General features: G+C 65.2%; 11 protein-coding genes and 1 pseudogene. 9 read left to right on the top strand and 3 right to left on the bottom strand.

All coding sequences use genetic code 11. The features are described 5' to 3' along the window. Positions 1–68: 68 nt before the first annotated feature. The 3 genes from AYJ54_RS14860 to AYJ54_RS14850 are packed head-to-tail and all read right to left on the bottom strand — an operon-like array spanning position 69 to position 3,262. Positions 69–1,778 (bottom strand): FAD-dependent oxidoreductase, encoded by a 1,710-nt coding sequence (locus tag AYJ54_RS14860; RefSeq protein ID WP_063699634.1) that lies wholly within the window; start codon positions 1,776–1,778, stop codon positions 69–71. Between the two features lie 56 nt (positions 1,779–1,834). Next, the gene (locus AYJ54_RS14855) at positions 1,835–2,293 is read right to left on the bottom strand and encodes a MarR family winged helix-turn-helix transcriptional regulator (RefSeq protein ID WP_063699633.1); all 459 of its coding nucleotides are present in this window, start codon (positions 2,291–2,293) and stop codon (positions 1,835–1,837) included. Between the two features lie 45 nt (positions 2,294–2,338). Beyond that, entirely contained in the window at positions 2,339–3,262 is a 924-nt protein-coding gene (locus AYJ54_RS14850) for a LysR family transcriptional regulator (protein WP_063699632.1), read from the bottom strand. 108 nt (positions 3,263–3,370) lie between these two features. Between AYJ54_RS14850 and AYJ54_RS14845 the strand changes: the two genes are divergently transcribed. The 9 genes and pseudogenes from AYJ54_RS14845 to AYJ54_RS52315 form a co-directional block, all read left to right on the top strand. Continuing rightward, a complete protein-coding gene (locus AYJ54_RS14845) occupies positions 3,371–3,694 on the top strand; it encodes a Dabb family protein (protein WP_063699735.1) in 324 nt (107 codons plus the stop codon). Beyond that, on the top strand, positions 3,691–4,770 hold the full coding sequence (locus AYJ54_RS14840; protein WP_063699631.1) for a maleylacetate reductase: 1,080 nt from the start codon (positions 3,691–3,693) through the stop codon (positions 4,768–4,770). Before AYJ54_RS14845 ends, AYJ54_RS14840 begins: the two co-directional genes overlap by 4 nt. 4 nt (positions 4,771–4,774) lie before the next feature. Further along, positions 4,775–6,148: an amidohydrolase family protein gene (locus AYJ54_RS14835; protein ID WP_063699630.1), complete on the top strand. Its 1,374-nt coding sequence runs from the start codon at positions 4,775–4,777 to the stop codon at positions 6,146–6,148. A gap of 21 nt (positions 6,149–6,169) precedes the next feature. Beyond that, on the top strand, positions 6,170–7,072 hold the full coding sequence (locus tag AYJ54_RS14830) for an NAD(P)-dependent oxidoreductase (protein ID WP_063699629.1): 903 nt from the start codon (positions 6,170–6,172) through the stop codon (positions 7,070–7,072). 15 nt (positions 7,073–7,087) lie between these two features. Next, positions 7,088–7,972 carry an intradiol ring-cleavage dioxygenase gene (locus AYJ54_RS14825; RefSeq protein ID WP_063699628.1) on the top strand — a complete coding sequence of 295 codons (885 nt, stop codon included), beginning with the start codon at positions 7,088–7,090 and terminating at the stop codon, positions 7,970–7,972. A gap of 61 nt (positions 7,973–8,033) precedes the next feature. After that, positions 8,034–9,428 carry an FAD-linked oxidase C-terminal domain-containing protein gene (locus tag AYJ54_RS14820; protein ID WP_063699627.1) on the top strand — a complete coding sequence of 465 codons (1,395 nt, stop codon included), beginning with the start codon at positions 8,034–8,036 and terminating at the stop codon, positions 9,426–9,428. Further along, the gene (locus tag AYJ54_RS14815) at positions 9,425–10,951 is read left to right on the top strand and encodes a sugar ABC transporter ATP-binding protein (protein WP_063699626.1); all 1,527 of its coding nucleotides are present in this window, start codon (positions 9,425–9,427) and stop codon (positions 10,949–10,951) included. Before AYJ54_RS14820 ends, AYJ54_RS14815 begins: the two co-directional genes overlap by 4 nt. Beyond that, positions 10,944–11,894 (top strand): ABC transporter permease, encoded by a 951-nt coding sequence (locus tag AYJ54_RS14810; RefSeq protein ID WP_063699625.1) that lies wholly within the window; start codon positions 10,944–10,946, stop codon positions 11,892–11,894. Before AYJ54_RS14815 ends, AYJ54_RS14810 begins: the two co-directional genes overlap by 8 nt. Continuing rightward, positions 11,891–12,187: pseudogene (locus AYJ54_RS52315) on the top strand (ABC transporter permease); the annotation flags it as partial. The gene AYJ54_RS14810 and the pseudogene AYJ54_RS52315, both read left to right, overlap by 4 nt.

Here is a 12,187-nt window from a genome sequence, read left to right as displayed (position 1 = left end):
TCCGGTGTCATTGTCGTTTTGTTGTTATTGCCGCACAGCCGCAGGTCGGACGCGGCGACGGGATTGGATCAGCTTGCCAGACGCGCGCCGTTGCTCGCGCTGTGCCCGAGCGCGCGGGCAAAGACGCGCCCGATCATCCCGGCCTGCGATGCGCTGCCGCGCCAGGCGATGATTTGATCGGGACGTATGAGAGCGAGGTCCGCTTCGTAGAGATCGCGCAAGGACCTCGGCAGCGTGACGAGTTTCACATCGCCCCCGAGCGCACGCACGGCCTCGCCGAGCGGAGCGTGAGCGGATGCCACCTCACCGAACTGGAGCAGCGTCCACTCAAATCCGAACAGGTCGTACAAGGACAGGCCGCCTTCCAGCCACGCATGGGGTGCACGACCGCCAGGACAGGCGCTCGGCTCGTAGACATTCGCAGCATCGGCCGGCGGCAGGCTGCCGTCGGACACGATGACCGGCGAGCCGTCGTAACGTCCACCGAAGGTGACGCCGGGAATGTTGAACTCGGCGCGGGCGTGCTGTTCGAGATAGATACCTGCCGTCCGCCGCGCCTCGCTGCCGACTTCCGTCGCATCCTCGATCTCAGGCGCGGGCGCGAAGAGCCCGAGGGAGTCGGCGAAGCGGCGTGCATAATCGGTGTTGCGGAGCGCCACCGGACGCCGCTCGATCTCGTAGCTGTCGAGGAGCGCAGCCGGGCTCACACCCTTGACGACACTTGCGAGCTTCCAACCGAGATTGACCGCATCCTCGATCGCGGTGTTGTAGCCGAGGCCACCGGTCGGCGTGAACAGATGCGCCGCGTCGCCGCCAAGGAAAACCCTGCCCCGCTGCATTCCATTCGCGACCAGCGCGTGACCTGCGGTCCAGGTCAGGAACGAGAGCACCTCGCATGCGATCGGCGCGCCGCAGGCGCGCTGGAACGCCGCCTTGGCCTCATTGATCGTGATCGCGCTCTCGTCTTCGCCTGGCCGTAGCTGCGTGTGGAACGCGAATTCGTCGCGCCCGTTCACGGATGCCATGAAGGCGCGGCGATCGCCGTTGAAGCAGTTGTACATCCACGCCTTGGCGTGCGGGATGCTCGCGTAGAAATCGGACGAACGGAGATAGACCGCCAGCATCCGCCCGCCCATGAAATCACGCTGCGTCCCGGTCTCGCCGCCGTAGACGATCCCAAGCGATTGCCGGACCATCGAACGCGGCCCGTCGGCACCGACCAGGAAATCGGCACGGACCTGAAAGCGGCGGCCATCGCCGAGGCATTCGATCTCGCCGACAATGCCGTCATTGCTCGCGGAGTAGCTGACCAGCCGGTGACCATAGTTGAGCTGGATTCCGGGGAGCCGTTCAGCATGCCGGCGCAGCACCGCCTCGACATATTTCTGCGAGACGCGATGCGGCAGCTCGGCGGCGCTCCAGGAGCCCGACAAGCCCTTGATGAGCTCGCTCGCACGTGACGATGAGGGCAATTGAAACCGCGCCAGCTCATAACCGGTGTAGCGGGTGAAGTAGGCGACGTCGGTCGGATAATCGGCGGGCAGGCCTTCGCGCCTGATCTCGTCCGCAAATCCCAGCCGCCGATAATGCTCCATCGAGCGGGCCTGCGTCGCATTGGCTTGCGGATTGAACGCCGTCCCCGGCTTTTCATCGACGAGGACCGCGGACACACCGCGGCGGCCGAGCTCATTGGCCAGCATCAGCCCGCATGGGCCCCCGCCCACGATGAGCACCGAGGCCGTCAGACGTGTCTCCAAGACGCTTCTCCCTACCAGCATTATCCTGCATGGTAAGGTAGCCTGACGATATCGTCAAGTAACCTGACTAATCCTTGTCATCTGAGCGTGTCGAACTTCGCGCCATAGACCGCAAGTCCCTTCAGGATTGCGTCCATCGTCGCCTTGCCGAGCTCGGCACGCATCTCCTGTTCGGCGATGTCGACGGCATCGCGGAACGCGTCGAGCCATTCGAGCCCGGCCGGCGTGAACATGACGATGCGGGCGCGTCGGTCGGTCGGATCGGCAATGCGATCGACCAATCCGAGCTCGGCGCATTGATCGACCAGCTCGCCCATCGCCTGCTTGCTCATCGACGCACGGCGGGCGAGCTCTGTGAGCCTCGTCCCCTCCACGTCGAGATTGCGGGTCAGGCTCACATGCGCGATTCGCGTTTCGTCGTGCCCCCGGTCGCTCATCAATTCGAGCACACGGCCTTCGAAACGTCGCACGGCGTTGTTGAGCAGGCGACCGATGTTGGCATGCCGCCACGCGGTCCCGGATGTCCTGGCTTTCAATGGATATGCCTTCTCGGAAGCAATCAGAATTCCAAACTGTATCACTTACTTCGTTGCATCCATCCAGATCCCCGGCTCTGAGTGCTCGCGGATGTAGGTCACCAGGAAGTCTGAGAAGACCCTGATCTTGGCTGGCAGCCCGGCACGGTTCTGATACGCGATGTTCATGGTGAGCAGAGGCAGCTCCCAGTCCATCAGCACCGGGACGAGACGGCCCGCCGCGATGTCGCTCTGAACGATGTAGAGCGGCTGGATCAGAATGCCGAGGCCTGCCAGCGCCGCGCCGCGGATGACCTGGCCGTCATTGCTGTCGAGCGTCGGCGTGATGCGGATGGTCTGCGCTCCATTGCCTTTGCGCAGGCGCAGGGAATAGGGATCGTTGGCAAGGTTGTAGACAAGCATGTTGTGACGCGCGAGATCGGCGGGCTGTTCTGGCCGGCCGCAGCTTGCGAGATAAGAGGGCGCGGCCGCCAGCACGCGGCGCATCTGGCCGATACGGCGTACGACGATGTTCGAATCCGGCTCGTGCTCGCGGGTTCGGATCGCCACGTCGATGCCGGCCTCGATGAAATCCGGATACCGGTTCGCGGTGGTGATCTGTAGATTGAGCTTGGGGTAACGCGTGCGAAACGCCGGCAGCATCGGCGCCAGATAGATCACCGCAAAGGACAGCGAGCTCGTGACCCGCAGCACGCCCTGAGGCGACAATGCGCGATCGCTGACGATATCCTCGGCTTCCGCCAGTTCGTTCAGAACCGGGCCGCAACGTTCCAAAAGCTCCTGCCCCGCCTCCGTCAACCACAATCGGCGGGTGTTGCGCTCGATCAGCCGCACCGCGAGGCGCTCCTCCAGCGCGCTCAGGTAACGGCTCGCGGCCGCGTTCGACATCCGCAGCGCCTCGGCCGCTTTGGAGAGGCTGCCGAGCTCGGCCGTCTTGGAGAACACCTCCAGTTGAAGCAAGCGGTCCATTTTTGCACGGATCGAAAAAGAGACTTACAAATATTGGCCTTTATTTCCGTGTTCTGCAAGGCAAAATGCCGCGCAAACAAGCAAGGCGGCAGGCGAGGAAACAGGAAAATGTCGGGCCCGATCAGGCACATCGTGATGTGGCGGCTGCGTGGGGAAACCTCCGAGGAGCGCTCCGCCGCCCGGCTGAAGGTCAAGACCCTGTTCGAGGGCCTCAAGGGCCGGATCGACGGCCTCACCCACATCGAGGTCGGCCTCGACGTCAGCGATGTCGATTACGCCTGCGACGTGGTGCTGTTCTCCGAATTCACCAACCAGGCCGCGCTCGCGGCCTACGCCACCCACCCGGAGCATCTGCGCGTGCGCGAGGCGCTCGGCGACTTGCGGACCGGACGCTTCCAGGTCGATTATCCCATCAAAGAGACCGGCGCATGATCGGTTCGTTCACCTTTGAAAACCTGCCCTGCCGCGTCGTGTTCGGCAGCGGCACGATTGCTGCGGCCAAAGCCGAGGTCGAACGGCTCGGCGGCAAGCGCGCGCTCGTGCTGACGACGCCGCAGCAGGAGGCGCAAGGCAAGAGCTTAGGCGCGGCCCTCGGACCGTTCTATGCCGGACTGTTCCCCGGCGCGACCATGCATACGCCGGTCGACGTCACGGAGCGGGCCCTCACCGCGATGAAAGCGTGCGATGCGGACTGCGTCGTGTCGCTCGGCGGCGGATCGACCACGGGCCTCGGCAAGGCGCTGGCCTTGCGCACCGGCGTCAACCAGCTCTGCATTCCCACCACCTATGCCGGCTCGGAGATGACGCCGATCGTCGGCCAGACCGAGAACGGCCTGAAGACCACGGTGCGCGACGCGGCGGTGCTGCCGGAGACCGTGATCTACGATGTCGATCTCACCTTGACGCTAGCGGTGGGTCTGGCTGCGACCTCCGGCATCAACGCGATCGCGCATGCGGTGGAAGCGCTTTACGCGCGCGACATAAATCCTGTCACCTCGCTCATGGCGGAGGAAGGCATCCGCGCGTTGGCACGCGCCCTGCCCGCCATCGCCGCGAAGAGCGACGACCGCGACGCCCGCACCGAAGCGCTCTATGGCGCCTGGCTGTGTGGCGTCTGCCTCGGCACTGTCGGCATGGCGCTGCATCACAAGCTCTGCCACACGCTCGGCGGCACCTTTGATCTGCCGCACGCCGAGACCCACACCATCGTGCTGCCGCATGCGCTGGCCTACAACGCACCCGCCGTGCCCGATGCGATGGCGCGCATCTCGCGCGCGATCGGCGCTGCCGATGCATCGCGGGGTCTCTACGATCTCGCGAAGCGGCTGAATGCAAAGCTTGCGCTGCGCGACGTCGGCATGCCCGAGAACGGCATTGACAAGGCGGCCGATCTCGCGGTCACCAACGCCTACTGGAATCCGCGCCCGCTCGAGCGCAGTGCCATCCGCGACGTGATCGCGCGCGCCTGGGCCGGCGAGCCGCCGGGCGCGACCAAAGCGGCGGCCTGAGGCGATGCGGCGCACGCTGATCAAATCCGCCACGGTCATCAGCATGGATGATGCGATTGGCGATCTCCGCACCGGCGATGTGCTGATCGAGGGCAACCGTATTGTCGACGTACGCCCTGGCATCGACCTCGGCAGCGGCGCAGCTGAGACCGAGGTCGTCGACGGGACGGGGCGCATCGTCGTCCCCGGCCTGATCAACGCGCATATGCACACCTGGCAGACGGCACTGCGCGGCTATGCGGCGAACTGGACGCTGCTCGAATATTTCCGCCGCATGCATGCCGGCTTGGCCACCGTGTTCCGGCCCGACGACATCTACATCGCGACGCTGGTCGGCGCGCTGAATCAGATCAATTGCGGCACTACCACGCTGGTCGACTGGTGCCACAACAATCCGACGCCTGACCATACCGACGCCGCCGTGCGCGGCCTGATCGAGAGCGGCATTCGTGCAGCCTTCTTCCACGGCTCGCCGAAGCCGGAGCCGAAGCCTGGCGAGCCGCATTTCTCGGAGATCCCGCATCCGCGCCGTGAAGTCGAGCGGCTGCTCGCGGGCCCCCTCGCCGATCGCGACGGCCTCGTCACGCTTGGCCTCGCCATTCTCGGCCCGCATTATTCGACGCTCGACGTCGCCAAGCACGACTTCCGCCTGGCGCGGGAACTCAAGCTGATCGCATCGATGCACCAGGGTGGTGGTCCGGCGAAGACGCCGGACGGCTGGGAAAAGCTGATCCAGGCCGACCTCGTCGGCGCCGGCGTCAACATCGTCCACGGCAACGATCTGCCCGACGATCTCCTCGACCGTCTCGTCGATCTCGGCGTGTCCTTCGCTGTGACGCCGGAAAACGAGATGATCCAGGGTCACGGCTTCCCGATCACCGGGCGGCTCCTGAAGCGCGGCGTGCGCCCGACAGTCGGCATTGATCTCGAATCCGTGCTGGCCGGCGATCTCCTCTCGGCCGCCCGCGTCGCGCTCTCGATGCAGCGGGCGCTCGACAATGCAGAGACGCGCAAGGCTAGCGGCACCATTCCGGCGACGACCACGATTCCCGTGCGCGAGGCGCTGCGCTGGATCACGACAGAGGGCGCGCGCATGCTTGGTCGCGAGGACCAGATCGGCTCCCTGACGCCGGGAAAACTCGCCGACCTCGTCATCATCAACGCCTCCGAGCTCAACCTCTTCCCGGTGCACGATCCCGTCGCGACCGTCGTCATGCAGACGAGTCTCGCCAATATTGAGGCTGTCATGATCAGCGGCGCTTGGAAGAAGCGGAATGGCCGCCTGCTCGTCGAGGGGCTGGAGACGAAGAAAGAACTGCTCGCGCAATCCGGCCGGCGGCTGGTGCAGGACATCGAACGACAGGGACGCGCCGCCTAAAGGCGCCAACGGACAACAACAATGACAGATGCTTCGAAGAATGTAGCCTTCATCGGGATCGGCAAGATGGGCCTGCCGATGTCGGTGCTTGTTGCCAAAGCCGGCTATGCGATCACCGCCTTCGATCAGAGCGCCGCGCGACTCGACGACGCGCGCGCGCAAGGCATTTCAACTGCCGCTTCGCCCGCCGAGGCCGTGAACGGCAGGGCCGCAGTCGTCACTTCCCTGCCCGATGACACGGCCTTGCGCGCCGTGTTGCTCGGCCCCACCGGCCTCATCGGCGCGATGGCGCCTGGCGCCGTGCTGATCGAGACCAGCACCGTGAGCGCCGAGGCCTCCGCCGAAGTCGATGCTGCCGCGCAGGCGCGCGGCGTGCTTTATCTGCGCGCGCCGGTCTCCGGCAATGCCAGCATCGTTCACACCGGCGCGCTGACTTGCTTCGTCTCGGGCCCCAAGGACGCGTTCGAAAGCGCAAAACCGCTGTTCGCCGCCTTCACCCGCGCGCAGACCTATCTCGGGCCCGGCGAGGAGGCGCGCTACGCCAAGCTCGCCGTCAATCTGATGATCGCAGTATCGGCGGCCATGATGGCGGAGAGCCTTGCGCTAGCACGCAAGGGTGGCATCGCCTGGCAGGACATTTTGAAGGTGCTCGACGACAGCGCGATCGCTTCGCCCATGGTGAAGTACAAGACCGCCCCTCTTCGGACGCGCGATTTCGAGTCCACCTTTTCGTGCAAGCAGATGGCCAAGGACCTCGATTTGATCCTCGGCGCCGGCCACGCCGTCGGCGTGCCGCTGCAGCTCGCCGCGCAGGTGCGCGAGACCTATGGCTCGCTGGTCGCGCAAGGCGACGGCGAGACCGACTTCATCGCGACCGTCAAGCATCTCGAGCGGCTGTCCGGCCTCGGCGAGCCCAAACTCTGATCAACGGAGCCACATATGCGTAACTTCAACGAGAACACGATCACGGACGCAGTGCTGGAGCGGATCAAGGGCGCGACGGATTCGCGGATCAAGGAGGTTAGCGAGGCGCTGGTGCGCCATCTTCATGCCTTCGTTCGCGAGGTGCGTCCGACCCAGAAGGAATGGGAATACGGCATCGATTTCCTGACCCGTACCGGACACATGTGCGACGACAAGCGCCAGGAATTCATCCTGCTGTCGGACACACTCGGCGTCTCCATGCTGGTCGACGCGATCAACCATCCGGTGCCGGAAGGCGCGACCGAGACCACGGTGCTGGGGCCGTTCTTCGTGCAGGCAGCACCGGAGAAGGACATCGGGGCGGATATCTCGGGCCCGATGGAGGGCGATCCGATGCTGGTCACGGGCTCGGTCTCGACCGTCGACGGCCGTCCGCTCGCGGGCGCCGTTGTGGACGTCTGGCATTCCGACGATGACGGCTATTACGATGTGCAGCAGCTCGACGAGATCGGCGATCTCGCGATGCGCGCACGCTTCCACACCGACCCAAACGGCCACTTCAATTTCTGGTCGGTCAAGCCCGCCGCCTATCGGATCCCGCATGACGGCCCGGTGGGCGAAATGCTGGAGGTGCAGGGCCGCCATCCCTGGCGTCCGGCGCATGTCCATTTCATGATCTCGGCGCCCGGCTTCGAGCAGCTCGTGACCCACGTGTTCGTCGCAGGCGACAAGTACCTCGACTCCGACGTGGTGTTCGGCGTCAAGGACAGCCTGATCCGCGAGTTTGTCCGCTGCCCGCCCGGCCGTGCGCCGGATGGTCGCATAGTGGACAGCGAGTATTTTCATCTCAACTATGACTTCGGCTTGAAGCAGGTTGCGAGCAACGCGCAAGCGGCCTAAGCCGGACGGCGACATAGCGGACCGACAAGAGTCCGGCGGCGTCAGCAGACAGGGAGCAAGGATGGGACCACGGGTCAGCACAGCAGCAATGGCCGATCGCCTCACAGGCCTGATCGGCCCGCGCGCGAGCATTGCGCGCGGCGTGCTCGATCAGCATGGGCAAAGCGAATCCCATTATCGCAACCTGCCGCCTGATATCGTCGTCTTCCCCGAGACGACGCAGGAGGTCGCCGAGATCGTCAAGCTCTGCGCGCATGCGGGCATGCCGATCGTGCCCTTTGGCGCCGGAACCTCGCTTGAAGGCAACGCGGCAGCCGTCGCGGGCGGCGTCTGCTTCGACTTCGCACGCATGAACAAGGTGCTGGCCGTGCACGAGAGCGACATGGACGCAGTCGTGCAGCCCGGTATCACCCGAAAGCAGCTCAATGCCGAGCTGCGCGGCACCGGCCTGTTCTTCCCGATCGATCCCGGCGCCGATGCCTCGATCGGCGGCATGACGTCGACCCGCGCCTCCGGCACCATGGCGGTGCGCTACGGCACCATGAAGGACAATGTCATGGCGCTCGAGGTGGTGCTGGCCGACGGCCGCGTGATCCGCACCTCCCAGCGCGCACGTAAATCCGCCGCCGGCTATGATCTGACGCGGATGTTCGTCGGTGCGGAAGGCACGCTCGGTGTCATCACCGAGATCACGCTAAAACTGCATCCTGTACCGCAGGCGATTTCAGCCGCGGTCTGCAGCTTCGACACCCTGTACAATGCCGTCGACACGGCGATCTCCGTGATCCAGTCGGCCATTCCCGTGGCGCGCATCGAGCTGCTCGACGATGTCATGATGCGGGGCATCAATGCCTATGCAAAGCTCGGCTATCGCGAGGCCCCGACCCTGTTCTTCGAATTCCATGGCTCCGAGACCTCCGTCGCCGAGCAGGCCGAGGCGGCGCAGGCGATCGCCGCCGACCACGGCGGTCATGGCTTCGCCTGGGCGAAGGCGCCGGAGGACCGCAGCCGGCTCTGGCACGCCCGCGACAACACGCTCTATGCCGGCCTTGGCCTGCGCCCAGGAGCTCGCGCCGTGATCACGGATGTCTGTGTGCCGATCTCGCGCCTCGCGGAGTGCCTGACCGAGACGCGACGCGACGCCGACGAGCACGGTTTCACGGCCCCGATCGTCGGCCATGTCGGCGACGGCAATTTCCACATGCTGATCCTGATCGATCCTGCAAAGCCGGATGAGGTCGAAGGCGCCAAGTCCCTCCAGGCCCGCATGGTCGCCCGCGCCATTGCCATGGACGGCACCTGTACCGGCGAGCACGGCATCGGCCTCGGCAAGATCGACTATCTCACCGATGAGCTTGGCGGGGCCGTCGATGTGATGCGATCGATCAAGAGCGCGTTGGACCCGGATGGACTGATGAATCCCGGAAAGATCTTTGCAACTGGAGCCCAGGCATGAGCACGGCGGCATTGCCCATCGAGGCCTCCTCGCCCACGCCGCTGTTCGAGCTGCGCGGCATCTGCAAGGAGTTTCCGGGCGTCAAGGCGCTGGACGACGTGTCCTTTGCCGTCCTGCCCGGCGAGGTCCACATGCTGCTCGGCGAGAACGGCGCCGGCAAGTCGAGCCTGATGAAGGTGCTGTGCGGCGCCTATCGCGCCGATGCAGGCGAATTCTTCTACAAGGGCGAAAAGGTCGCGATCGCCTCGACCGCCGACGCGCAGAAGCTCGGCATTGCCGTGATCTTTCAGGAATTCTCGCTCGTCCCCTATCTCGATATCGCGCAGAACATCTTTCTCGGCCGCGAGCCGAAGGGCCGCATTCCCGGCACGATCGACCGCCGCAAGATCCTGGCCGATGCCAGGCGCGTGCTCGACACGATCGGCTTCGACATCGATCCCTCCATCACCGTCGACAAGCTCGGCGTTGCCCAGCAGCAGATGGTCGAAATCGCCAAGGCGATCAGCCAGAACGCGCGCATCCTGGTCATGGACGAGCCGACCGCGGCACTATCCGATCGCGAGACCGAGCTCCTCTTTGCGCTGATCGCCCGGCTGAAGGCCGATGGCGTTTCCATCGTCTACATCTCGCACCGCATGGCCGAGGTATTTGCGCTCGGCGACCGCATTACGGTGCTGCGCGACGGCCGCCGCATCGACGGCGTCCGTCCCGCGGACGTCACGCCGGATCAGCTCGTCCGCATGATGGTCGGCCGCAATGTCGACATGACCTATCCGCGTAATTTTGCCGACAAGCCCGGCGAGGTGCTGCTGCAGGTCAAGGATCTGACCTCGCCGACCGGCATTTCCGACATCAACATTGAGGTCCGCCAGGGCGAGATCGTCGGCCTGTGCGGGCTGGTCGGCTCGGGGCGCAGCGAGGTGGCACGCGCCATCTTCGGCGCGGATCCCGTGACCTCCGGCGAGATCATCTTCGACGGCAAGACCATCTCCGGAGAGCCCGACGTCGCCGCCCGCCGCGGCATCGCCCTGATCCCGGAAAGCCGCAAGAGCGAGGGGCTCGCGCTGTTGCGCTCGGTCGGCGACAATCTCGTCGTGTCGGCGCTGCGGAAGCTGTTCCCGAGTGGCCTGTTCGATCAGCGTAGCGCGCAACGCACCTCCGATAGCCTGATCCGGAAACTCCGCATCGCGACGCCCAGCGCGCGCCAGACTGTCGGCCTGCTGTCCGGTGGCAATCAGCAGAAGGTCGTGATCGGCAAATGGCTGGCTGCGGGTGCCAAGCTCTTCATCTTCGACGAGCCGACCCGCGGCATCGATATCGGCGCCAAGTCCGAGATCTTCGCCCTGATCGACCGTCTGGTCGCAGAAGGCGCAGCGGCGCTGATGATCTCGTCCGAGCAGGTCGAGATTTGCCACGTCTGCGACCGCGCCTATGTGATGCGCGAGGGACGCATCGCCGGGCACCTGACGCGTAGTGAACTAACGGAGGAAAACATCGTGCGACTGGGGATGCACCATGCGTGAGGCCGCGGTCGTTTCGCAACCAAATCCGCTGCAACGTATTCCCGGCGTCGCCATCGTGCTGGTGCTCCTGATCGCGCTATTCGGGGTGCTCGCGCCGGGCTTCCTGTCGGTTGCCAACCTCTCAAACGTGCTGGTGCAGTCGACGATCCTGACCATGCTCGCGCTGCCGATGACGCTGATCATCATGACCGAGGGGCTGGACCTGTCGATGGGCGCGGTGCTGACGCTGACCTCGCTCTGCGTCGCGATCGTATCGCTCGCGACCAAGTCGATGCTGCTCGGACTCTGCGCCGGCATCGCGGTCGGCGCGGCCTTCGGTACCGTCAACGGCTGGCTGGTCGCGATCCTCGGCATTCCGCCCTTCGTCGCGACGCTCGGCACGCTTGGCATGGCGCAAGGCCTGTCGCTGATCGTCAGCGACGGCCAGAGCGTGGTCGGCATCCCCCACAACGTGCGCGACATTTATTCGGCAACACTGCTGGGCGTGCCCGTCCCGATCGTGATGGCACTCGTCACTTATGCGGCCTTTCACGCCCTGCTCTATCACACCCGCTTCGGCACCTACATCTTTGCCCTCGGCGGCAATCGCGAGGCACTGCGCTATGCCGGCCTCTCGGCGAACCGGCTCCTGATCGCGGTCTATGCGATCGGCGGCGCCATGGCCGGCATCGCCGGCCTGCTGATGACCGCGCGCATGAATTCCGGCCATCCGACCGCGGGCCTCGGCCTCGAATTCGACGCCATCGCGGCGGTGGCGGTTGGCGGCACCTCTTTCGAGCGGGGCAATGGCTGGCTGCTCGGCACCGTGCTCGGCGTGATCGCGGTGGGCGTGCTGCGCAACGGGCTGAACCTGATCTCGCTGCCGTCCTCGGTGCAGGTCGCGAGCGTCGGCGTCCTCGTGATCGTCGCGCTGTTCCTGGATGGCCTTCGGAGCCGGTCATGACCGACATCACCAAAGAAACCATCGCGCCGCCCCGCTCCTTCCTGTCGCAGGACGCGATCCAGGTGTTCTATCGCCTGCTCGCCGCGTTCCTGATCTGCGCGGTACTCGCGGTGCTCAGCGATTCCTTCCTGAGCCTCGGCAATATCCTCAACGTGCTGCGGCAGGCGAGCCTGACCTTCTTCATCGCCTCGGGTCTGACGCTGGTGGTGTTGACCGCCGGTCTCGATCTCTCCGTCGGCGCCAATGTCGCGCTATCCGCCTGCCTAGCCGGCACCGTGATCCATCAGAGCGGC

Origin of the sequence: Bradyrhizobium centrolobii, from assembly GCF_001641635.1 — a bacterium.
Taxonomy (GTDB): domain Bacteria; phylum Pseudomonadota; class Alphaproteobacteria; order Rhizobiales; family Xanthobacteraceae; genus Bradyrhizobium; species Bradyrhizobium centrolobii.
Note: the sequence above shows the minus strand (reverse complement) of the source record. Positions and strands in the feature narration are given on the sequence as shown.